This window comes from Microbacterium sp. ARD32, from assembly GCF_031844385.1.
Lineage (GTDB): Bacteria > Actinomycetota > Actinomycetes > Actinomycetales > Microbacteriaceae > Microbacterium.
This window is the reverse complement of sequence record NZ_JAUZVD010000001.1, coordinates 707,003-729,142: the sequence shown is the minus strand read 5'-3', so window position 1 is coordinate 729,142 and position 22,140 is coordinate 707,003. Positions and strand designations below refer to the sequence as shown.

The 22,140-nt window shown below is 70.3% G+C and carries 23 protein-coding genes; 11 read left to right on the top strand and 12 right to left on the bottom strand.

From position 1 onward, the window contains the following. Nucleotides 1-11 precede the first annotated feature (11 nt). Together Q9R19_RS03405 and Q9R19_RS03400 are read right to left on the bottom strand one after the other, a co-directional pair. Nucleotides 12-980 (bottom strand): sugar ABC transporter permease, encoded by a 969-nt coding sequence (locus Q9R19_RS03405; protein ID WP_311254933.1) that lies wholly within the window; start codon nucleotides 978-980, stop codon nucleotides 12-14. A 78-nt stretch (nucleotides 981-1,058) separates the two neighbouring features. Then, complete coding sequence (locus Q9R19_RS03400) at nucleotides 1,059-2,396, bottom strand: extracellular solute-binding protein (protein ID WP_311254932.1); 1,338 nt, start codon at nucleotides 2,394-2,396, stop codon at nucleotides 1,059-1,061. A 162-nt stretch (nucleotides 2,397-2,558) separates the two neighbouring features. Here Q9R19_RS03400 and Q9R19_RS03395 point away from each other — a divergent pair, with 162 nt between their 5' ends. The 5 genes from Q9R19_RS03395 to Q9R19_RS03375 all read left to right on the top strand — a co-directional run bounded on the left by Q9R19_RS03395 (nucleotide 2,559) and on the right by Q9R19_RS03375 (nucleotide 8,216). Next, nucleotides 2,559-3,224 carry an NrtR DNA-binding winged helix domain-containing protein gene (locus tag Q9R19_RS03395; RefSeq protein ID WP_311254931.1) on the top strand — a complete coding sequence of 222 codons (666 nt, stop codon included), beginning with the start codon at nucleotides 2,559-2,561 and terminating at the stop codon, nucleotides 3,222-3,224. Nucleotides 3,225-3,438: 214 nt separating this feature from the next. Further along, entirely contained in the window at nucleotides 3,439-4,743 is a 1,305-nt protein-coding gene (nadA, locus tag Q9R19_RS03390) for a quinolinate synthase NadA (protein WP_311254930.1), read from the top strand. Then, the gene (nadB, locus tag Q9R19_RS03385; protein ID WP_311254929.1) at nucleotides 4,740-6,212 is read left to right on the top strand and encodes an L-aspartate oxidase; all 1,473 of its coding nucleotides are present in this window, start codon (nucleotides 4,740-4,742) and stop codon (nucleotides 6,210-6,212) included. The genes nadA and nadB overlap by 4 nt, the downstream gene beginning before the upstream one ends. Beyond that, a complete protein-coding gene (nadC, locus tag Q9R19_RS03380) occupies nucleotides 6,209-7,060 on the top strand; it encodes a carboxylating nicotinate-nucleotide diphosphorylase (RefSeq protein WP_311254928.1) in 852 nt (283 codons plus the stop codon). Before nadB ends, nadC begins: the two co-directional genes overlap by 4 nt. A gap of 1 nt (nucleotide 7,061) precedes the next feature. After that, nucleotides 7,062-8,216: a cysteine desulfurase family protein gene (locus Q9R19_RS03375; protein WP_311255861.1), complete on the top strand. Its 1,155-nt coding sequence runs from the start codon at nucleotides 7,062-7,064 to the stop codon at nucleotides 8,214-8,216. A gap of 46 nt (nucleotides 8,217-8,262) precedes the next feature. Here Q9R19_RS03375 and Q9R19_RS03370 read toward each other — a convergent pair whose 3' ends face one another. Further along, entirely contained in the window at nucleotides 8,263-9,408 is a 1,146-nt protein-coding gene (locus Q9R19_RS03370) for an ROK family protein (protein WP_311254927.1), read from the bottom strand. A 210-nt stretch (nucleotides 9,409-9,618) separates the two neighbouring features. After that, nucleotides 9,619-10,605 carry a squalene cyclase gene (locus Q9R19_RS03365; protein ID WP_311254926.1) on the bottom strand — a complete coding sequence of 329 codons (987 nt, stop codon included), beginning with the start codon at nucleotides 10,603-10,605 and terminating at the stop codon, nucleotides 9,619-9,621. Between the two features lie 86 nt (nucleotides 10,606-10,691). Between Q9R19_RS03365 and Q9R19_RS03360 the strand changes: the two genes are divergently transcribed. Continuing rightward, nucleotides 10,692-11,633, top strand: a complete 942-nt coding sequence (locus tag Q9R19_RS03360; protein WP_311254925.1) for a glycosyltransferase family 2 protein — start codon at nucleotides 10,692-10,694, stop codon at nucleotides 11,631-11,633. A gap of 17 nt (nucleotides 11,634-11,650) precedes the next feature. After that, nucleotides 11,651-12,424: an SDR family oxidoreductase gene (locus tag Q9R19_RS03355; RefSeq protein WP_311254924.1), complete on the top strand. Its 774-nt coding sequence runs from the start codon at nucleotides 11,651-11,653 to the stop codon at nucleotides 12,422-12,424. 25 nt (nucleotides 12,425-12,449) lie between these two features. Here Q9R19_RS03355 and Q9R19_RS03350 read toward each other — a convergent pair whose 3' ends face one another. Beyond that, on the bottom strand, nucleotides 12,450-14,462 hold the full coding sequence (locus Q9R19_RS03350; protein ID WP_311255860.1) for an ABC transporter ATP-binding protein: 2,013 nt from the start codon (nucleotides 14,460-14,462) through the stop codon (nucleotides 12,450-12,452). 168 nt (nucleotides 14,463-14,630) lie between these two features. Between Q9R19_RS03350 and Q9R19_RS03345 the strand changes: the two genes are divergently transcribed. Both Q9R19_RS03345 and Q9R19_RS03340 read left to right on the top strand, forming a co-directional pair. Beyond that, entirely contained in the window at nucleotides 14,631-16,103 is a 1,473-nt protein-coding gene (locus Q9R19_RS03345; protein WP_311254923.1) for an MDR family MFS transporter, read from the top strand. A 244-nt stretch (nucleotides 16,104-16,347) separates the two neighbouring features. Beyond that, nucleotides 16,348-17,427, top strand: coding sequence for a 3-deoxy-7-phosphoheptulonate synthase (locus Q9R19_RS03340; protein WP_311254922.1), 1,080 nt, complete (start codon nucleotides 16,348-16,350; stop codon nucleotides 17,425-17,427). Between the two features lie 15 nt (nucleotides 17,428-17,442). On the opposite strand, the gene Q9R19_RS03335 is transcribed toward Q9R19_RS03340, so the two are convergent. After that, nucleotides 17,443-17,610: a hypothetical protein gene (locus Q9R19_RS03335; protein WP_311254921.1), complete on the bottom strand. Its 168-nt coding sequence runs from the start codon at nucleotides 17,608-17,610 to the stop codon at nucleotides 17,443-17,445. A 125-nt stretch (nucleotides 17,611-17,735) separates the two neighbouring features. Between Q9R19_RS03335 and Q9R19_RS03330 the strand changes: the two genes are divergently transcribed. Further along, nucleotides 17,736-18,209 (top strand): DUF6328 family protein, encoded by a 474-nt coding sequence (locus tag Q9R19_RS03330; RefSeq protein WP_311254920.1) that lies wholly within the window; start codon nucleotides 17,736-17,738, stop codon nucleotides 18,207-18,209. A 186-nt stretch (nucleotides 18,210-18,395) separates the two neighbouring features. Beyond that, the gene (locus Q9R19_RS03325) at nucleotides 18,396-18,686 is read left to right on the top strand and encodes a Fe-S cluster assembly protein HesB (protein ID WP_311254919.1); all 291 of its coding nucleotides are present in this window, start codon (nucleotides 18,396-18,398) and stop codon (nucleotides 18,684-18,686) included. A 79-nt stretch (nucleotides 18,687-18,765) separates the two neighbouring features. Here Q9R19_RS03325 and Q9R19_RS03320 read toward each other — a convergent pair whose 3' ends face one another. The 6 genes from Q9R19_RS03320 to Q9R19_RS03295 all read right to left on the bottom strand — a co-directional run bounded on the left by Q9R19_RS03320 (nucleotide 18,766) and on the right by Q9R19_RS03295 (nucleotide 22,090). Further along, nucleotides 18,766-19,845, bottom strand: a complete 1,080-nt coding sequence (locus tag Q9R19_RS03320) for a tellurite resistance/C4-dicarboxylate transporter family protein (protein WP_311254918.1) — start codon at nucleotides 19,843-19,845, stop codon at nucleotides 18,766-18,768. 66 nt (nucleotides 19,846-19,911) lie between these two features. After that, nucleotides 19,912-20,232, bottom strand: a complete 321-nt coding sequence (locus Q9R19_RS03315; RefSeq protein ID WP_311254917.1) for a YchJ family metal-binding protein — start codon at nucleotides 20,230-20,232, stop codon at nucleotides 19,912-19,914. Between the two features lie 4 nt (nucleotides 20,233-20,236). Then, entirely contained in the window at nucleotides 20,237-20,776 is a 540-nt protein-coding gene (locus Q9R19_RS03310) for an alpha/beta hydrolase (protein ID WP_311254916.1), read from the bottom strand. A gap of 89 nt (nucleotides 20,777-20,865) precedes the next feature. Further along, nucleotides 20,866-21,168, bottom strand: coding sequence for a transcriptional regulator (locus Q9R19_RS03305; RefSeq protein WP_311254915.1), 303 nt, complete (start codon nucleotides 21,166-21,168; stop codon nucleotides 20,866-20,868). Then, complete coding sequence (locus Q9R19_RS03300; protein ID WP_311254914.1) at nucleotides 21,165-21,599, bottom strand: hypothetical protein; 435 nt, start codon at nucleotides 21,597-21,599, stop codon at nucleotides 21,165-21,167. The genes Q9R19_RS03305 and Q9R19_RS03300 overlap by 4 nt, the downstream gene beginning before the upstream one ends. Before the next feature lie 77 nt (nucleotides 21,600-21,676). Then, nucleotides 21,677-22,090: a DUF1801 domain-containing protein gene (locus Q9R19_RS03295; RefSeq protein ID WP_311254913.1), complete on the bottom strand. Its 414-nt coding sequence runs from the start codon at nucleotides 22,088-22,090 to the stop codon at nucleotides 21,677-21,679. Between the last annotated feature and the right edge of the window lie 50 nt (nucleotides 22,091-22,140).

Sequence of the window (22,140 nt, the reverse complement as noted above, 5' to 3'; positions counted from 1 at the left end):
GGATGCCGTTGTCACTGGGCCTCCTCCTTGATGAGGCTGCGCACGTAGAACCAGCTCAGCGCGATGGTGATGGCGAGCACGACGATCGACATCGCCGCTCCCCCGCCGAAGTCCATGCCGGCCACGCCGGTCTTGTAGATGTAGGTGCCGAGCAGGTCGTAATCGGTCGCCTTCGGCCCGGCATCCTGCAGCAGGGTGATCTGAGCGAACACCCGCAGATCCCAGATCAGGTTCAGCAGCAGCACGATCGCGATGACGGGCTTGAGCACCGGATACATGATGTGCTGGAAGCGGTGCCAGGCACCGGCGCCGTCCAGCTGCGCCGCCTCGAGCACCTCGCCGGAGACCTGAGTCAGCCCCGCGTAGGCCGAGAAGGCGACGAACGGCACCGACATCCAGGTGATGATCACGCCGGCGACGAAGAAGAACAGGATCGGAGTGGTGCCGATCCAGTTGAAGTTCCCGATGTCGACACCCGGGATCAGGTTGATCAGGTAGTTGATCACGCCTCGACGTCGGTCGAACAGCCAGATCCACACCGTCATCGCCGCGATCACCGGCATCGCCCAGGCCAGCAGGAGCGCCAGCTGCAGGATGAGGCGGAGCACCGCCGGGATCCGGGTCATCAGCAGGGCGATCAGCACGCCGATGATCACCGTGATGAACGCGGTGACGATGCAGAACAGCACCGATCGGACGGTGACCTCCCAGAAGGCGGGGTTCTGCGCGATGGCGATGTAGTTGTCGAACCAGATGAAGTCGGGCGCCCTCCCACCCAGCTGCTGCATGGCACCGTACTTCTGGAACGAGGTGACGATCTGCCAGCCGATCGGGTACCCCATGCCGAGCAGCAGCACGAGCGAGGCCCCCGTGATCAGGGCGTAGGGCGCCCACCCGCGGCGTCGGGCGGGGGCTGCGATCCGCTCGGGTGCGGATCGCGTCGGCGGCCGCGTCTGGGCGCGGGCTGCGGTGGTGGTCATTCTGCTCACTTGCCGGTCGGGTGCTGCGGAGATCGGGGTGCGGGGGCCGAGCCGTGCGCCCGGCCCCCGCTCGGCGGGTCAGCCGTTGATGATGGGATCGATCTTGGCGTCGTACTCCTTCGCGAGTGCGGCGACGTCACCGCCGTCGGCGATCTTGCCGAAGAACTCCTCGAGGATCTTCTGCCCCTCCACGGCCGCCCAGCCGGGCGCGGCGGGGGTCAGCTTGGAGTCCAGCGCCGAGTCGATGAGCGCCTTCGCGAACTGGTCGTCGCCGAGCGAGCTGACGAAGTCGGTGTTCGCCGGGCCCAGACCGTTCTCGCCGAGCATCTGCTGGTACTCATCCGAGAAGATGATGCGCAGCAGCTCCTTGGCGCCTTCCTTCTTGGTGCTCTTCGCGGAGATCGCGATGTTCGACCCGCCGGCGAACACGGGCGCGACGGAACCGGCCTCGACGCCCGGAAGCGGGAACACGCCGAAGTTGGCGTCGTTCCACTCGCGGACCTCCTTGCCGTCCTTGTCGCCCTTGTAGTCGCCCACCGACCAGTGCGCCCAGCCGGGGGCGATCATGGTGGCGGTCGTGGGCGCAGCGCCGTTCTTGTCGTTGTTGATGTTGACCCACGGCGTCGAGTCGTCCTCGGTGACCGGTGCGTTCGACGCGCTCTGGAACAGCTCCTGGAACTGCTCGAGGCCGGCGACCGTCTTGTCGGAGGACAGCGTGGAGACCCACTTGTCGCCGTCCTTCTTCGCCAGATCGCCGCCGTTGGCGAAGACCCACGAGACGGCGTTGCGCCAGTCCTGGCCGCCGATGTAGAACCCGGACTGGTCGCCCGTCCTCAGCTTGGCCACGTCCTCGTTGAACTCGGCGAGGGTGGTCGGCACCGACAGGCCCGCGGCGTCCCAGATGTCCTTGCGGTAGGTGATGTAACGCGATCCGAAGTAGTACGGCAGCGCGTACTGCTTGCCGTCCACCGTGCCCACGTCGACGAAGGACCGCAGCAGCTTGTCTCCGCCGAGATCGTCGTAGATGGGCGAGAGGTCGGCGAAGGCGCCTGCGGTGGTGAAGGTCGGCGACCAGGTGTTGCCGATCTCGGTCACGTCGGGGGTGTTCTTCGCGTCGGGCAGCTGGTTGGTCAGCTTGGTGAGAGCGTCACCCCAGTCCTGCTGCTTGATGGTCAGCGTGCCGCCGGTGGCGGCCTTGTACTCCTCGATGAGGTACTCGCGCAGCGCGTCGGGGGTGTCCCCGCCCATCACCCAGAAGGTGATGTTCTGATCCTTCGCGCCTTCGGCGTCGAAGCCGGTGGCGTCGGTGTCACCTGTTCCCGCGCCGTTGCCGGAGCAGCCGGTCAGGGCGAGGGCGAGTGCCGAGGCACCGGCCAGTGCGGAGAGCGCGATGCCGCGCCTGCCGAAACGGTTCATTGCTGTGTTTCCTCTCGGTGCTTCACTGCAGGAGGGCTGGCCGGTCACGGCCATCCCGTTCGGGATTTGTTAGGATAGTAGCCTAATTAACCTAATGCAATCAACGGTTCGCGCGAAATCCGTGAAGATCGCCTACTAGGCGCTCTGCTCTAGGCTCATGATGTGACCGGCACGACAGGCGAGAACGACGCGATCCGCGTCGCGGTGTCGGCCGTCATCTTCTCGCTGCGCACCGCCGCCGAGGGCGACCGGCTCATGCTGCCGCTGGTGCGGCGCACCCGCGACCCGCATCGGGGCGCGTGGGCGCTGCCCGGCGGGTGGCTGGATCCGGCGGAGGATCTGGATGCCGCGGCATCCCGCACCCTCGCCGAGACCACCGGGCTGAAGCCCAGCTATCTCGAGCAGCTCTACACGTTCGGCGACCTCGGCCGATCCCCCACCCGGGCCATCTCGATCGTGTACTGGGCGCTGCTGCGCTCCGACCTCGTCGACGCGCAGCGCGCGGCCGTGGGGGCGCCGGAGAACGTCGAGTGGTTCGACGTCGACGCACTGCCCGCCCTGGCCTTCGATCACAACCGGATCGCGGACTGCGCCCTGGACCGGCTGCGCAACAAGGTGGCCTACAGCCGCATCGCGGCCGGGCTGCTGCCCGACGAGTTCACCCTCACGGAACTGCGCGAGGTGTACGAGACCGTGCTGGGGCGCCGATTGGACCCGTCGAACTTCCGTCGCCTGCTCGAGGGCTCCGACGAACTGGTCCCGACCGAGTCGTTCCGCACGGGCAAGCATCGGCCCGCGCGGCTGTACCGGTACCACGCCGAAGCCTGAGCCCCGCATCCACCCCGCGTCCCGCCCCGGCCCGCACGCGCGCGCACGGATGTCGGACGAGAACACGGATGTCGGACAGAATCGGCCTTTTCGTCCGACATCTGTGATCTGAGCCGACATCCGTGCACGAACGTCGCCGGATTGCACTTCTGGTCAGATCGACATAATCTGGTCCCGCCCAGTAAGTGTCGAAGTGACCAGAAGGCGGCGGCCGATGTCCACCCTGTCCCTCACCCCGGTAGACCCCTCGGTCGACCACGCCCTGCAGGCGATCGTCGCCGGGGAGTCGACGGAATCCACCTGCACCACCGACCTCGCCGCGGGCCCCTGGGACTTCGACACCCGCCCCGGCTACGGCCCGGGCTCGTCGATGGGCGACGTCATCCCGACCGGAGCGCCCCGCCAGGGCGAGCTGCCCTCGGAGTACCGCGAGGCCCCCGAGGACGAACTGCACGAGCGCATCCGCGCCGCCAGGCAGGCGCTGGGCGAACGGGTGGTCGTGCTCGGGCACTTCTATCAGCGCGAGGAGGTCGTGCGGCACGCCGACTACGTGGGCGATTCCTTCCAGCTCGCGAACGCCGCACTGGAGCATCCCGATGCCGAGGCGATCGTGTTCTGCGGCGTGCACTTCATGGCCGAGACCGCTGATCTGCTCTCCGGGCCCGAGCAGTCGGTGATCCTGCCGAACCTCGCCGCCGGCTGCTCGATGGCGGACATGGCCGACATCGACCAGGTGGAGGACTGCTGGGAGCAGCTGGCCGACGTCTACGGCCCGCTCGACGAAGCGGATGCCGAGGGTCGCGTGCCGGTGATCCCGGTGACGTACATGAACTCGTCCGCCGCGATCAAGGGGTTCGTCGGGCGTCACGGCGGCATCGTGTGCACCTCGTCGAACGCGCGCACCGTGCTGGAGTGGGCGTTCGCGCGCGGTCGCCGCGTGCTGTTCTTCCCCGACCAGCACCTGGGGCGCAACACCGCCAAGGCCATGGGCGTGCCGCTGGAGCAGATGCCGATGTGGAACCCGCGCCGTGCGCTCGGTGGGTCGAGCATCGCCGAGCTGCAGGACGCCCGCGTGATCCTGTGGCACGGCTTCTGCTCGGTGCACCGACGGTTCAGCGTCGACCAGATCGAGAAGGCGCGCGCCGAGCATCCGGGCGTGCGCGTGATCGTGCATCCGGAGTGCCCGATGGAGGTCGTGGACGCCGCCGACGAAGCCGGTTCCACCGACTACATCCGCAAGGCGATCGCCGCGGCGACCGAGCCCACGACCTTCGCGATCGGCACCGAGATCAACCTGGTGCGGCGGCTGGCGGCGCAGCATCCGCAGCACCGGATCTTCTGCCTCGACCCGGTGGTCTGCCCGTGCTCGACGATGTACCGCATCCACCCCGGCTACCTCGCCTGGGTGCTGGAGGAGCTGGTCGCCGGACGGGTGCAGAACCGCATACGCGTCGCGGACGAGGTCGCAGCACCGGCGCGCCTCGCCCTGGAGCGGATGCTGGCGGCGAAGCCGCGATGAAGGTGCTGATCGCGGGCTCCGGCATCGCCGGACTGACGACGGCGCTGCGCGCGGACGCCCTCGGCCACGACGTCGAGCTGATCGTGAAGGGCGAGCTCGGCGGGGGCAGCACGGCGCACGCGCAGGGCGGCATCGCGGGCGCGTACGGGGCGGGCGACTCCCCCGCACTGCACGCACTGGACACGATGCACGCCGGCGACGGACACGGTGGTCCACTCGCGATCGCGACGCTGGTGGACGGTGCCGCCGCTGCTCTCGACGCACTCGTGTCAGCCGGGGTCGCCTTCGACCGGGCCGCGGACGGATCCATCGCCCGCGGACTCGAAGCCGCGCACAGCCGGCCGCGCATCGCGCACGCCGGCGGCGACGCCACAGGGCGTGCGATCTCGCACGCCCTGGTCGCGCGGCTGCGTGCGAGCGAGGTGAGGGTGCGGGAGCGCGCGTTCGCGGCCGACCTGCTGATCGACGAGGGCCGGGTGCGCGGCATCCGCCTGGTGAGTGGCTCCGAGATCGAGGCGGATGCCGTCGTGCTGGCCACCGGAGGGGCGGGCCGGCTGTTCGCTCACACGACGAATCCGCCGGAGACGACGGGCGACGGCATCGCCATGGCGCTGCGCGCCGGCGCCGCGGTCGCCGATCTCGAGTTCATGCAGTTCCACCCCACCGTGCTGGCCGTGGGCACGCCGTTCCTCATCTCCGAGGCGGTGCGCGGTGCGGGGGCAGTGCTGCGGGACGCCGGCGGCCGGCGCTTCATGGTCGACGAGCATCCGGACGCCGAGCTCGCGCCCCGCGACATCGTGGCCAGGGCGGTGGCACGGCGCGCCGACGAGCAGGGCTCGCCCGTGGTGCTGGATGCCACGATCCTGGGCGCGCCGGAGCTCGCGCACCGCTTCCCCACCATCGATGCCGAGCTGCGCCGGCGCGGCCTGGACTGGTCCCGGCAGCCGGTACCGGTCTCACCCGCCGCGCACTACCTGATGGGCGGCGTGGTCACCGACGTCGACGGCCGCGCCTCGCTGCCCGGGCTCTGGGCGGTCGGCGAGACCGCCCGCACCGGCGTGCACGGCGCGAATCGACTGGCATCCAACTCGCTGCTCGAGGGCGCCGTCTTCGGCGCCCGTCTCGCGGAGGCGCTGGAGGCGCCGCGCGCTTTCGAGTCGCTCACGTTGCTCGGTTCTGCCTCGAGATGCAGCAATTCGAGCGATTCGAAGAAGGCTGGGAGATTCTCGCGGCACGCGCTGCAGCAGCTGATGTGGGAGCGGGTCGGTCTGCTGCGCGATGACGAGGGGCTGACGGATGCTGTCCGCACCCTGCACGCGTGGGAGGCGCCCTCGCCGCGCACGTCGGCCGAGCAGGAGGACGCGAACCTGCTCGTGGTGGCGCGGGCCATGGCATCCGCCGCCCTCGAGCGCACCGAGTCGCTCGGCGCGCACTTCCGCCTCTCCCCCGCCCTGATCGGAGCCGCATGATCACCCGCGCCACCCTGCACCGCACCGTCGCGGCCGCGCTCGAGGAGGACGCCCCGTGGGGTGATATCACCAGTCAGGCGCTGCTGCCCGAAGACGCCCGGGCCACGGCCGATCTGATCGCCCGCGAACCCGGGGTGTTCAGCGGCGGTGACGTGTTCGCCGCGGCGTTCGCGCTCACCGATCCCGCGATCCGGGTGGATCTGCATCTCGCCGACGGAGACCGGTTCGAGTCCGGCGACGCGCTGGCATCGGTCTCGGGCCCGGCGCGCGGCATCCTGACGGCGGAACGCGTCGCGCTCAACTTCACCCAGCGGATGAGCGGGATCGCCACCCTCACGGCGGCCTACGCGGACGCCGTCGAGGGCACCGGCGTGCGCATCGCCGACACGCGGAAGACCACTCCGGGGCTGCGCGATTTCGAGCGCCACGCGGTGCTCAGCGGCGGCGGCTCCAACCACCGGCGCACGCTGTCGGATGCCGTGATGGCCAAGGACAACCATCTCGAAGTGCTGCGCCAGGGCGGTCAGGACCTGGCGACCGCCCTGCGCGAGGCACTTGCGCGGCTGCCGCACACCACGCATGTCGTCGTGGAGGTCGACCGCCTCGACCAGCTCACCGCCGTGCTCGACGGCGGCGCCGACACCGTGCTGCTCGACAACTTCTCGCTGGAGGACCTGCGCACCGCCGTGGCCCTGATGGCCGGTCGTGCGACGGCCGAGGCTTCGGGCGGGGTGACACTGGAGAGCGTGCGCGCGATCGCCGAGACCGGCGTGCAGGTGATCTCGGTGGGCGCCCTGACGCATTCCGCCCGTGCGCTGGATCTGGGTCTCGACGTGCGGATCGGCTGACGTGCTGTACCTCGACCACGCTGCGACTTCGCCGGTTCGTCCAGAGGTGCTCGAGGCCATGCGGCCGTACCTGACCGACGTGTTCGGCAATCCTTCGAGCCATCACACCGCCGGAGGGGCAGCCGCACAGGCCCTCGAGCGCGCTCGCACCGCGGTCGCGACCGCGCTGGGCATGAGACCTGGCGATGTGATCTTCACCTCGGGCGGGACCGAGGCGAACAATCTGGCAGTCAAGGGCGTCGTGCTGGCCGCACTGCACGCCGATTCCGGCCGCCGTCAGCTGATCACAACGCCGATCGAGCACGAATCCGTGCTGGAGTCGGCCCGGTATCTGGAGCGGTTCCACGACGTGCAGCTGACGCGGCTTCCGGTCTCGCAGACGGGCGAGGTGCTGGCCGGCGATCTGGCTGCCGCCCTGCGCCCGCAGACCGCGCTGGTCTCGATCGCGCACGCCAACAACGAGATCGGCACGGTGCAGGACATCGGCGCGCTGGCTGCGGTCGCGGCTGCGGAGCGCGTGCCGCTGCATGTGGATGCCGTGCAGTCGGCCGGCTGGCTGGATCTGCGAGAACTGGGGCGGAATGCCGGTGTGTCCGCCGTCTCGATCGCCGGGCACAAGCTCGGCGCTCCGAAGGGCACCGGCGCGCTGGCGGTGCGCTCCCGCGTGCCGCTGGAGCCCCTGCTGCACGGCGGCGGGCAGGAGCGCGGCCGGCGCAGCGGCACCGAGAACGTGGCGGGCGCGGTGGCTCTCGCGACGGCTCTGGCCCTGAGCGAGGCGGAGCGCGAACGCGCGATCGTGGCCGTGGCGCACACGGCGCGGGAGTTCGCGAAGGGTGTGCTGGATGCTGTGCCGCAGGCGCGCCTGTCCGGACATCCCACGCACCGCCTGCCCGGCACCGTCGCGTTCACGTTCGCGGGCACCAGCGGCGAGGCGGTGCTGCTGGAGCTGGAGCGACGCGGAGTGATCAGCTCGAGCGGATCAGCGTGCGCGGCGGGATCCGATGAGCCGTCCCACGTGCTGCTTGCCTGCGGTGTGACACCCGAAGTCGCTCAGACGGCCGTGCGCTTCACCTTCGGCAGAGTGCCCCTGCCGGCGGGTGCCGCGGCACAGCTCGTCGCACTCGTCGCGGAATCCGTCGCCGCAGTCGCCGGGTGACGCAGCGACAGGACCGACGGCGGGAGGGGTCGGGGCACGGGCCCGTTCAGGTGGCGGACCCGACGCGATTCAGCAGTGCCTCCCGGTGCAGGCGTCGCGCCAGAACCTCCGCTCCCGCGAGCACCGGTGATTCGGTGAAGGCACCGAGCCGCACCGGCACGGAACGGATCGCCTGCGCGTCGACGGCGGTGCGGATCCGATCGGCGAGCTCCTCTCCGCCGACGATCGCGTAGGCGCCCGAGAGCGCCACCACGTCGGGGTCGAGCACGGCGATGAGCGAGCCGATCGCCTGGGCGTACCGTTCTGCGATCGCATCCAGGAAGAGCCCGTACTGCGCGGTGTCGGCGACCGCGGCCGCGATCATCTGCCGCGTTCTCCCGCTCAGCCCGAGCTTCTCGCCGAGCGCCGCCAGTGCCACACCGCCCGCCCAGCGCTGGAAGCCGCCCTCGCCGTCATCGGGGGTGCGCTCGGCGCGCGCGACGGGGAGGAACGCCATCTCCCCCGCGCTGCCGGTGGCACCGCGGTGGATGCGGCCGTTGATGATCGATGCCGCGCCGACCCCCGTGTCCGCCCAGAACAGCACCGAAGTCGCGGTGCCCGCCGTCACTCCCTCGGTGTGCTCGGCGAGCGCGACGAGGTTGACGTCGTTCTCGACGGCGACGACGGGCCCGAAGGCTTCGCGCAGTCGCGCACCCAGGCCCGGACGCTCCAGCCCCCCGACGCGGGGAACCATGTGCGCGCCGTGGCGCACATGGTCGGCGATCGCATCGTAGGCGCCGGAGAGACCCAGAACCAGGGTGTGCCCGAAGGTGGTCTCGGGCAGGCCTGCGACCACCTGATCGCGCAGTTCGCGGATCACCTCGACGATGTCACGTCCTCCGGGCTGCACCTGCGCCTCAGGCGTGTACTGTCCAGCGATCGTGACGCCGATGCCGTGCACCAGCTCGGGACCCACCTCGACCATGATCATCGAGCCGACGCGCGGATCCACCTCGAAGAGCGTGGGCGCGCGGCCCACCCCGCCGACACGGGTGCCGCTCTCGGTCACCAGGCCCAGCTCGGTGAGCCGGCGCAGGCTGTGTCCCACCGTGGGCTTGGAGATGCGCGTGCCCGCCCCGACCTCGGTCTTCGAGATCGGACCACGATCGAAGATCAGGTCCAGGGTGAGCCTGTCGTTGTGTGCGCGCAGCATGCCGGGCGTCCCGGCCTGCCGGGCGCCGGTCGCGGGGGTGTCGACGTGGATGGCTTCACGCTCCTGTCATCACGGCCGGTCGGGTGGCGGCGACACGCACGCGTCGCCGCGCACGTGATCCCCACCTGCCACAGTAGAACGGCCCGCGCCCGTGCGGTGACTCCACCGGCCGGATGCGGTCCTCCCGACAGCCGTCGACCCCTGCAGCGCTCAGTGGGCCGCATCCCACCAGTCCAGCACCCGTGTGCCGATCAGAGTGAGCCACTTCGACGGGCTGCCCTGCTCCACGTCGAGCTGGACCCAGACGGCGCCGCCCGGCACGTCGCCCTGCAGCCAGGTGCCGTCGGTCCGGCGCGCCGCGCGCACCATCTCCACGGCCTCGGCCAGCCGTTCATCCGGCGCCGTTCCCTCCAGCGCGGACGCCGCCCGGAAATGATCCAGTGCGGCCAGAGCGCTGTACTGCCAGCGACTGGGCGCGATGAAGTCCGCGACCCACGGGCCGACGATCTCGCCCGTGGAGAGCCTGCGTGTCAGCCGGCGCTCCAGCAGGTACTCCTCGCCGGCGTGCCGCGTATCGCGCAGCGACCGATCGCCGGTGAGCTCTTCGTACACCCGCATCTCGACCAGCGCGTTGAGCGTGGAATGGAACGACGAGCGATGCGAGTTGCCCTCCTCCGCCTCGCAGTTCCAGCCGCCGTCGGCGAGCCGGTGCGCGGGGAACCAGGCGACGAGTCCGGACACGTCCGCGCCCAGCCAGGCGCCCGTCGCGAGGGTGAACGCGTTGATGCACACATCGATCTCCCCGCCCCAGTACGGCAGATCGTCGTATTCCCACCGGCTGTTCTCGGCGAGCTTCTCCGCCGTTCCCGCCAGCGCGGCCGCAGGCAACCCCAGATCCCGAAGGTCCTTGAGCGCCCAGGTGGTGGCGATCCACGGCTGCGCGTCCTCGTCGCGCTCGATGATCCCGAGCCCGGAGTAGTCGCGGTCGCGCTCGGGGAAGTACGCGCCGCCCGCCCATTGCCCGTCCGGGTCCTGATGCGACAGGATGCTCGCGCCGAACCCCTCCGTCGCGATGCGGCTCCGCGTCGTCTCGTACACCCACTCGGGGGCTCTCACCAGGTCCCGTTCGACCTGCCACCGCAGCGCCGGATCGGAATCCAGCAGCCAGTCCGTCGTCTCTTGCGTCAGTGAAGACATGCGAGTGACGGTACTCCGTGCCGGCGACATCCGCCGCCCTCCCCCGTGCCGACCGCGGGGAGCCGCGGGAAAAGTAGGATCGTCTCGTGCATCCGCTCGTCACCGTCATCGTCCCGGGGCGCGATGTCGGCGTCTTCGCGGCCGCCGCCGTCGCCTCGCTGCGCGCGCAGAGCGAACCGCGCTGGCGCGCGCTGCTGATCGATGACGGATCGGTCGACGACACCCGCGCGGTGTTCGCGGCTGCCGCCGACTCCGATCCGCGCTTCGAGGTGCTTCACCACGTCGAGGCGCGCGGTCTGGGTGCCGCCCGCAATCTGGGCCTGGACCGCGTGGACACGCCCTTCGTCGGGTTCCTGGATGCCGACGACGAGCTGACCCCGCACGCACTCGCGCTCTGGCTGGGGACGCTCGAGGAGTCCGGCAGCGACTTCGTGGTCGGCGCCTACGTGCGCTCGCGTGCGGATGCCGACGGCACCTACCTGCCCGGCCGCGTGCAGCCGTGGGTGGCGCGCGCGACTTCGCCGCGCCGGCTGGGTGTGGCCCTGGCCGAGCATCCCGACGCCTCCGCCAACATCGTCGCGTGGTCGAAGCTGAGCCGCACGCCGATGTGGGACGGTCTGCGTTTTCCCGAGAACGTCGCCTACGAGGACCAGATCGTCGCGCAGCGGATGTACACGCAGGCCCGCGCTTTCGATGTCATCCCGGACATCGTCGTGCACTGGCGGCTGCGCGCCGACGGCACCTCGATCACCCAGGGGAAGGCCAGACTGCCCGTGCTGCACGACTACCTGACGGCGCTGCGCGGCGGCATCCGCGTGCTGCACGAGGCAGGGCAGCGCGCGGCCGTCGTCGCGCGCCTGAACCTGATCCTCGCGATGGACCTTCCCCCGCTGCGACGCATCGCCGCCGAGCATCCCGACCCCGCCTACGCCGCCGCGCTGGAGGGATTCGAGGCCGAGCTGCGCACCCTGCCCGAGTTCGCGGATGCCCGCCCCGACCCCGCTCTCGCCGCCGCCCTCGCCTGGTGAGCACGACAGGAGATCCGATGACCGCCTACCTCGACTCGCTCTTCTCGCTGCGCGGCCGCACCGCGCTGGTCACCGGCGGATCCTCGGGGATCGGCCGCGGCATCGCCACCGCCCTCGCGAAGGCGGGCGCCGCCACCGTGATCGCCGCGCGCGGGCGGGATCGCGTCGATCGCACGGTGCAGGAGCTGACGGATGCCGGATGCCGGGCCGCCGGCGTGATCGGAGATCTCAGCACCCGCGAGGGCATCCGGGCGCTCGCGGAGGCCGTGGCCGAGCCGTTCGGGGAGCCGGACATCCTGGTGCATTCGGCGGGCATCAACATCCGCCCGCCGATGACCGAGATCACGGATGCCGACTGGGACGCCACCCTCACCGTCAACACGCACGCGCCGTTCCTGCTGGGTCAGCGCTTCGCGCCGGGCATGGCCGAGCGCGGCTACGGCCGCATCATCCACATCAGCTCGCAGCAGGCGCATCGCGCCTTCGTCGCCAGCGGCATCTACGGCGTCTCCAAGGGCGCGGTAGAGTCGCTGATGCGCTCGGAGGCCGAGGCCTGGGGCGGCACCGGCGTCACGAGCAACACGCTGGTTCCCGGCTTCGTGCTCACGCCGCTGAACGCGCGGCTGCAGGACGATCCGTCGAAGGTCGCCGAGCTCGCGGCGCGCACCATGATCGGTCGCAACGGCCTGCCGGACGACTTCGCCGGGGCCGCCGTGTTCCTGGCCGGCGCCGGATCGGCCTATGTCACGGGCCACTCGCTGTTCGTGGACGGCGGCCTGTCCGCCCACTAGGAGCGCCCGGTCTCTGCTGTGCCGGTCAGCCGTGATCGCGGTATGGGCCGTCATCAAGAGGCGCGGCGTCCGGCGTCGGGATCGGCGAGGTGAGCGCCTGCACCGCGTCCGCCGCCGCCGAGTCGTGCGGTGCTTGGTCGGCGCGGCGCTCCGGCAGCGCGGGCGCGTCATCCAGCACGTTCGAGGCGGCCATCTGCTGCGCCGCCAGCTCTGCATAGAGACCGCCTGCGGCCAGCAGCTCGAAGTGCGTGCCCGACTCCACGATGCGGCCCGCTTCCACGACGTGGATCACGTCCGCACCCATCACCGTGGAGAGCCGATGGGCGATGGTGAGGACGGTGCGCCCTGCGGCGGCGTGATCGAGTGCCTGCTGGACGACGCGCTCCGAGACGGTGTCCAGAGCGCTGGTGGCCTCGTCCAGCAGCAGCACCGGCGGATCCTTCAGCAGCACCCGCGCAATCGCGATGCGCTGCTTCTCGCCGCCGGACAGCCGGTAGCCGCGCTCGCCCACCACCGTGTCGTAACCCTGCTCGAAGCCGGCGATGATGTGGTGGATGTTGGCGGCCGTGCACGCCGCGATGAGCTCCTGCTCGCTGGCGCCCGGCTTGGCGTACAGCAGGTTCTCGCGGATCGTCGCGTGGAACAGGTAGGTCTCCTGCGACACGATCCCGACGTCGTCAATGATCGACTCCTGCGTCAGCGTGCGCACGTCCGCACCGCCGAACAGCACTTCGCCGGATGACGCGGAGTACATCCGCGGCGCCAGATACAGGATCGTGGTCTTGCCCGCGCCCGATGGGCCGACGAACGCGACCTGCTGCCCCGGCTCGGCGATGAAAGACACACCCTGCAGAGTCGCCCTGGCGTCCGCCGGGGCATCCGGGTAGCGGAACACCACGTCGCGGAACTCGACCCGTCCTCTGGGGCCGGGTGCCTGCGAGACGGGGATCGCGTCGGGTGCGTCCTGGATCTCGGGCACCATGTCGAGGTACTCGAAGATGCGGGCGAACAGCGCAGAGGAGGTCTGCAGGTCCAGCGCCACCCGCATGAGCCCCATCATGGGCATGAGCAGGCGCGCCTGCACCGTGGTGAACGCGACGATCGTCCCCGCCGTGATCGCCCCCGTGCCGCCTGCGACGAGATAGCCCGAGACCAGGTAGATCACCGCCGGCACGGAAGCCATCAGCACCTGCACCACGGCGAAGAATCCCTGGCCGCTCATCGCCTGGCGCACCTGCAGGCGCACCTGGTTGCGGTTCTCCTGCTGGTAGCGGGCGGATTCGGTGCGCTGCCTGTTGAAGGACTTCGACAGCAGGATGCCCGACACGCTCAGGGTCTCCTGCGTGATGGCGGTCAGCTCGGAAAGCGACTCCTGGGTCTGCCCGGCGATGCGGGCGCGCACCTGCCCGACCCGGCGCTGCACCAGCACGAGCAGCGGCATCAGCACCACGGCGATCAGCGTGAGCCGCCAGTCGATCAGGATCATCGCCACCAGCGACGCGATCACCGTGACCACGTTGCCGAGGATGCTGGTGATCGTGTTGGTGAGCACCCCCGAGACGCCGCCGACGTCGTTCTGCAGGCGCGACTGGATGACGCCGGTCTTGGTGCGGGTGAAGAACCCCAGCTCCATCGCCTGCAGGTGCTCGAACAGCCGCACGCGCAGGTCGCCGGTGACGCTGTTGCCCACCGTGGAGGTCAACCAGGTCTGCGCCACCCCGAGCCCCGCCGAGAGCAGGAACAACCCGATCATGGTCAGCACCAGCTGCAGCAGCAGCCCGAGCACGGGGCCGCCGCCGTCCACCGGGAAGAGCGCGTCGTCGAACACGCGCTGCACGATCAGCGGCGGGATCACGGCGACCGCCGCTCCCAGCACCACAAGGACCACCGTCAGCAGGATGCGCCCGCGATACGGCTGGAACAGGGCGATGACCCGCCTGCCGAGGCCGGCGATCCTCGGCGCCTCTGCATTCAGTCTCTTCTGAGCGGCTTCGTCCACACCGCGGAAGCCGCGTCCACCACCCCGAACGCCACCCATGCTCATCGCTTCAGGCTAGTGCGCGCCACCGACCTCGGCACGCGATCGGACGCATCCTGAAGCATCTCCCGCGACCCGGAATGAAACGTCGGCGGCAGCGGTTACGCTGTAACGCTGATCCATCGCATTCGCACAGATCCACACGCAGTTCGAGCCCTTGGGAGACTCATGACCACCGCCGACACCGGCACCACCCCCGTTCAGGGAGCGTCTTCCGGGATGATCCCCGCGAAGGACATGGCCGTCATCTGGGTGCTGCTGGCCGCCGCCTTCGTCGCGATCCTCAACGAGACGACGATGGGCATGGCGATCCCCCATCTGATCTCGGACCTGGGCATCACCCCGGTCGCCGCGCAGTGGGTGACCAGCGCGTTCATGCTCACCATGGCCGTGGTCATCCCGATCACCGGGTTCCTGCTGCGTCGGTTCACGACGCGGCAGATGTTCCTCAGCGCCATCACGCTGTTCTCGGTCGGAACGCTGCTGGCAGCGCTGGCGACCGGCTTCCCTATGCTGCTCGGCGCGCGCGTGGTGCAGGCATCCGGCACCGCGGTCATGATGCCGCTGCTGATGACGACGATCATGAATCTCGTCCCCGCCGCCTCCCGCGGGCGGATGATGGGCCGCGTCAGCGTCGTCATCTCGCTCGCCCCCGCCATCGGCCCGACGATGTCGGGCTTCCTGCTGGACCACTTCGGCTGGCGCGCGATCTTCGTGGTCGTGCTTCCGATCGCACTGGTCGCGATGCTGATCGGCTGGCGCTGGCTGACCAACGTCGGCGAGACCACGCACGCGCCGATCGACGCGCTCTCGATCGTGCTGTCGGCGTTCGGGTTCGGCGGGCTGGTGTTCGGGCTGAGCCAGATCGGCGGCCTGGGCAAGGGCGTCAGCTGGATGCCGATGATCGTTTCCCTCACGGTGGGCGTCGTGGGCCTGGCGGTGTTCCTGTGGCGTCAGGTGACACTGCAGAAGCAGGACGACGCGCTGCTGGATCTGCGCGTGTTCGCCTCGCGGGACTTCTCGCTGTCGATGGCGCAGATGTTCCTGCTGTCCCTGGCCTTCTTCGGCAGCATCACCGTGATCCCGCTGTTCCTGCAGGACGCCCTCGAGCTGCCCGCGCTGGATGCCGGTCTGGTCGTGCTGCCGGGCGCCCTGGCGATGGGACTGCTGGGGCCCGTCATCGGCCGCATCTACGACAGCCGCGGAACGCGCATCCTGCTCATCCCCGGCTCGATCCTCGCCGCTGCCATGCTCTGGCTCTTCACCACCCTGAACGTGGGGTCGCCGGTGTGGCTGGTGCTGGTGGCGCAGACGCTGCTGTCGGTCGGACTCGCCCTGTCTTTCACGCCGCTGTTCACCGCCGCGCTGGCATCGCTCACGCCCAAGTTCTACTCCTATGGCAGTGCGGTGCTGGGCACCATCCAGCAGGTGGCGGGTGCCGCGGGCATCGCCGTGATGATGGCCGTGTTCACCGCCGTCGCGAATTCCACAGGTGGCACCGAGGTGCCCGCCGCAGTCGCCGCGGGCACCCGAACCGCCGTCACGATCGGCGCCGTCATCGCCACGATCACGATCATCGGCGCCTTCCTGATCCGCAAGCCCGCGGACAACGACGAGGCACCGGCGCACGCCGGGCACTGATCACCGCCGCCTCTCACAGACACTGGCGCGGGCGTTCGTCTCCGTGCGGTAGTGTGCTGGACATGACCCGTTGGTTCGCGTATTTTCGGCCGGCTCTGGAGGAGCCGGCGCGAAGCTGACGCGCACCGACACCTTCAGAGCCGACAGGGCAGAGCATCCGCTCTGCCCTGTGCCGTTTCGGGGCGAAGCCCCGTGCCGTTTCGGCGGGCTCTGCACGGGGTCCGCCTTCGAGAGGACAGGACCCATGCCCACCAGCCAGACGACTGACCGCACCGCCGACGTGCATGTATCGGGCTTCGCCACGCTGCCCAGCCCGGCCGAGGTGATCGACCGGCTGCCCGTCGACGACGCGCTCTCCGCCACCGTGAGTCGTGCCCGCGACGACGTGCGCGCGGTCATGAACGGGCTGGACAGCCGTCTGCTCGTCATCGTCGGCCCGTGCTCGATCCACGACACGGATGCCGGCCTCGAGTACGCCCGGCTGCTGGCAGCCGAGGCGGAACGGCACGGCGACGATCTGCTGATCGTGATGCGCACTTACTTCGAGAAGCCGCGCACGACGGTCGGCTGGAAGGGCCTGATCAACGACCCCTGGCTGGACGGCAGTCACGACATCGAGACGGGCCTGCAGCTGGCGCGCGGCTTCCTGCGCGATGTGACAGCCCTGGGGCTGCCGTGCGCCACGGAGTTCCTCGAGCCGATCAGCCCGCAGTACACCGCCGATCTGATCGCGTGGGGCGCGATCGGGGCGCGCACGGCCGAGAGCCAGATCCACCGGCAGCTGGCGTCCGGCCTGTCCATGCCGATCGGATTCAAGAACGGCACCGACGGCGGACTGCAGGTCGCCCTGGATGCCGCGGCCGCGGCATCCGCTCCGCAGGCGTTCCTGGGCATCGGCGCCGACGGCCGCGCGAGCCTGGTGACCACGACGGGCAACCCTGACGTCTCGGTGATCCTCCGCGGCGGTGCGGACGGCCCCAACTACGACGCGGCTCACGTGGGTCTGGCCGCAGAACGGCTTGCGACGGCGGGACTGACGAGCCGGCTGATCGTGGATGCCAGCCACGGCAACAGCGGCAAGGACCACGTGCGCCAGGCGCAGGTCGCCGCCGAGCTGGCCGCGCAGATCGCCGACGACGGGCGTGCCGTCGCCGGCGTGATGCTGGAGAGCAACCTGATCGCGGGGGCGCAGAAGCACGACGTCGCGGCGGGGCCGAGCGGGCTGGTGCGCGGTCAGAGCATCACGGACGCGTGCATGGGCTGGGACGCCACGGCGGAGGCCCTGGAACTCCTCGCCCGGGCGAGCGCCCGCCGGGCGGCGTGACTCACCCGCTGCGTCTCAGCCGGCCGTCGCGCCGCCGCCGGTGGGCATCACGCAGTGATCGCCGGTGCACATCCCCGCCGTCGTCCCCTCCTGCAGCAGGCGCAGCGCGTGCGGAGCGCCCGTCTCGGCCGCGGCGGGGACGGGTGCGGTCGCGGGCGTCGCGGACAGCGGGTTCTCGGGCATCCCTCGATGGTACGCCTCGCAGGACCCTCGCGGGCCGCACGCGCCGCCGTCCCGGATCCAGGTGGCGATCGACCACGAGCGCCACCCTCTTCCGCGGGCCGCCGATCACGGCTACCGTTCCGCACATGGAAGCAGCCCAGCAGCGTCCCGGCGAGACTCCCGCAGAGCGGGCCGACCGCAACTGGAACGAGCTCATGCAGGAGCTGCGGGTCATGCAGACCGGCACGCAGATCCTCACCGGCTTCCTTCTGGCGGTCGCGTTCCAGCCGCGGTTCGCGGACCTGGATGCCGTGCAGCGCACGCTCTACATCTCGCTGGTGCTGCTCGCCGCGGCCGCGACGGTGCTGGCGCTGACCCCGGTCGGGCTGCATCGGATGCTGTTCCACCAGCACCGCAAGATCGAGCTGGTGCGCATGGCGGACCGGCTCGTGAAGGCGAACCTCGTGGTGATCGGCGCGGTGACCGTCGGGGTGGTGGCCCTGATCCTCGACGTCACGGTGAATCGACCGAGCGCGATCGTCGCGGCGTTCCTCGGAGTGATCGTGATCCTGCTGCTGTGGGTCGCCCTGCCTCGGCTGCTGCGCCGGCGCTACGACTGACCGCCGGATGCCGTCCGCCGGTCGTCGCCAAGCCGGCCCGGGCGGCATGGTACCGCTGCGATCGTCGCGAGATGTGAATGGCCTCCGAGTCCTCGCGCACGGGTTGCCCTCGGCCCGCTGTGTGCGGAATCGTGGCCCGGACACCGTACTGGACGGTGCGGTGCCCGCAACCGGAAGGAGAGCGACATGCTCACCCTGACCGAGAACGCAAACACGATCGCGGCGACCATCGTCGCCCAGCAGAGCACGACGCCGGATGCGGGACTGCGCATCCACACGTCGGGCACGGAGAAGGAGCCGCGGTTCTCGGTGACCGTCGCCCCGACTCCCGAACCCGGTGATGAGGTGATCGGCGACGAGGAGATCCGCGTGTTCCTCGAGCATGCGGCCGCCGAGGCGCTGACCGACAAGGTGCTCGACGCCACGGTCGACGAGCAGGGTGCGGTGTCGTTCAGCCTGCTTCCTCAGCCGGCCTGATCCCCGGCTTCGCGACGAGCCGCCGTCTCCCCTCGGGGCGGCGGCTCTTCGCATGCCCCGCGCGCCTGAACGCCCGGATTCAGCGCGTTCCTGAGCGCCGAGACGCCCACAGCACCTTCACCAGGCGCTGCAGCATCCCGATCAGCACCACGGCCCACACGAGCGCGGCGACCACCAGTGCGACCCCGCCCACGGCGCCGGCCGCAGGCAGCGCGTCGGCCTCGCCGAGCGACAGCGACGCCACGGCGAACATCCCCATCGGGAACACCATCGACCACAGCGTCGGCACGTAGCGCAACGGCACCCGATGCAGCGCGTGACGCCAGATGCCCGCGCCGACCAGCAGCGGGATCAACCACAGGCAGAACACCCAGAAGACGACCACGGTTGCCGCGATCAGCGGACGGACCGCGTCGACGAGCGGCGTGTGCTCCATCTGCACGATGCCGGCCCCGGCGACCACGGCGATCGCGAGCGCGCCCATGGCCACCCAGTACGCGGGGTCGAACTGCTGCGGCGTCACGCCGAAGTGCACCACCCGCAGCAGCACGAGCATGGCCATCGCCGCGTACAGGATCAGGCCGACGGCCCAGGCGAGCACCGCGAGCAGGCCGACGCCCTGCGCGAAGACGCTGTCCACCTGCGGGCGCAGCTGCGCCATGCCGATCGCCAGGGACTGGCTGGCCACCGCCCACACGAACCAGGTCCCGTTCGCGTGCCGCAGGATCGTCCGCCCGTCTCTGACCATCAGCACCTGCCATGGCAGCGCGTAGCCGAACACGAACCAGATCAGCGCGGCGAACAGGAAGAGCACGGCTGCAAGAGGGTGCGCGCCCTCCAGCGCCAGCCGCACTCCGAGCACGTCGCTGGCCGCGACGACGGTGAAGTACGCGAAGGCGACCTGCGGGTCGCGCAGGTCGGCGACCACCCGGGGCCAGTACGCGATCGCCCGCCACAGGTAGAGCGCCCACAGCGCCAGGTACAGGATGCCGGCGATCCACATCAGCACAGTGGACGGCGCCGTGATCCCGGCCGCCCGCAGCCCGATGGAGACGATGCCCGTGCCCATGACCGCGGCGAAGTATCCGGGAGAGAGCTCCGCGACCGCGTGACGGATCGGCGACAGCGGCGCCGCGTCGACCTGCGCCGTCCCGGTCATCGTCCGCTCCTGTCGTGGTGTCGGCGGCGGATGCCGCCCGTTCCAGTATCCCGTGCTGCTGCGGCGCTATCCGAGCAGGTCGCCGTCCAGGTAGAACCAGCGACTCGCCTCGCGCACGAACCGGGAGCGCTCGTGCAGGATGCCGAGCTCGCCGTCATCGTCCAGGTAGGTGGCGCGGAACTCGACGACACCGGCATCCGCTCCCTGGTCGACGACGTCGACGATCTGCAGGCCGCGCCAGCGCGGATTCTCGCTCAGGTCCAGCCGTTTGGGACGGGTGGACGGATGCCAGGTTCGCAGCAGCCACGCGGCGTCGGCCGCCTTGAAGGCGGCGAACCGCGAGCGCATCAGCGCTTCGGCGCTGCGGGGCTCCTCCTGGCCGGTCATGCGGTCAGTCCCAGTCCAGGTACTCCTCGATGATGTAGGCGGTCTCGATCGGGTGCGTCATCGGGAAGTGGTGGTCGGCCCCCGCGAGGGTCTTCACGCTCGCGCGCTCCGGTGCCGTGGCCTGCAGGCGATCGCCGTTCGCGGGCGGAGCGACCTGGTCGTCCGCGCCCTGGATGATCAGCACGGGCAGCGCCGGCGCGAGCGGGATGTCCTCCTCTTCGACGCCGAGCAGCAGCAGGCCGTTGGAACGCTCCTGGTGGGCATCGACCACCCGGCGAGCGAGGGTCCCTCCCGTGCCATGACCACCGATCCAGGCGTCCTCGAGCCCGACGTGGTCCATCACCGCGACCACGTCTTCGACGGCATCCGCACCGATCTGCACGACCCGGAATCCTGCCTCCTCGGCGAGGTAGTGCGCGATCACGCCGAGCGCCTCGCCGGTGCGCCCGATGCCGTGGATCAGCACCAGGCCGACGGGGCCCTCGCCCTCGTCGACGTACGGGACGGCACGGCCGTCGGGCTCGAAGATGCTGTTCTCTGCCACTGGATGCTCCTCGGAGGTGTGCGGGGCGTCGCGCGCCTCAACCACCCTACTTCGAGGTCGGTCGGCACAGCACGCCGAACGGCTGCGAGCTACTGCCCTGCGGCGTCCACGATCTCGCGCAGCGCCGCGATGTACGCGTCGAACGCCGCGCGACCCTCGGGGGTCAGCGTGTACCAGGTGCGCGGGCGGCGGCCCTCGTATCCCTTGGTGACCAGGATGTAGCCGGCCGCTTCCAGCGAGGCGAGGTGCTTGGAGAGCAGCGAGTCGCTGACCTCCAGCTCGTCTCGCAGCAGTCCGAAGTGCACGGCATCCGCTGCGCGCAGCGCTGCCATGATCGACAGGCGCACCGGCGAGTGGATGACGTCGTCGAGGCGCATGCGCGGGTGCGTCACGCGCGCCCCACCCGCCAGGCGAGGTGGAGGAACGGCAGGGCCGGCAGCAGCGCGATGAGCACGGCCCAGCCGGAGAATCCCGCGGGAAGCAGCAGCTTGATCAGCGCCAGCGCGGCGATGATGAGCCCGGCGCTGACATAGATCGTGACGTTGGCGGATGCCGCGGCGGCGGGCACGGTGCGCCCGCGCCAGGCCAACACGGCGAGGATCGCGCCGACGACCAGGATGCCCGGGATGAGCACCTCGGCCAGGCGATCCGGCCACGACGCGAAGGCGACGGTGAACGCGGCCAGGGCGAGTGCCATCACCAGTGCGCCGAAGACGTACCACCGCCGGTGCGAGCGGATGCGACGTGCGATCGCGTCCACGGTGCCGAGCGTCTCCGCCGCGGTCGCCGTCGTCGGGGCGCCGGGCCTGTCTGGTGTCGTCATGATGCCTCCTGTCGGTGAGAACCCGTCCGCGGCGGACGAGCTTGCACTTGCCAGTGAAGCATATACTTTCCGATCATTCAAGTAGTTGCCACACCGGCACCCTTTCGGTTCCGCTCGACCGCCAGGCGCACCAGTCGGCGCACGGCCTGTTCGTCGACCGACATCTGCTCCGAGAAGTCGATCGCCCGCACGGTGGCTCCGTCGAGCCGGGAGTTGAACAGCCCGTCGACGTCATCCAGTCGCGCCCCCTGGGGAAACGTCAGCCGCACCGCGCTCTTGAGCACGTCGGCCAGGCACACGTTCCCCTCGCACACCCAGGTGGCCACACCCTCGGGCTTGGAGGGCTTGCGCCACTTGATCTCCTCGACGATCCCGGCATCCGCTCCGATCACCGCCCGGCGCAGCGCGGCGAGGGTATCGCCCCGCCATCCGCCGGCCTTCGCGATGATCGCGTCGATCTCCTCCGCCGCACTGCTGTGGTCGCTGCTCATCCGTGCATCCTTCCTCTGCTGCTCGCTCTCAGGACAGACGCGCGCCGACG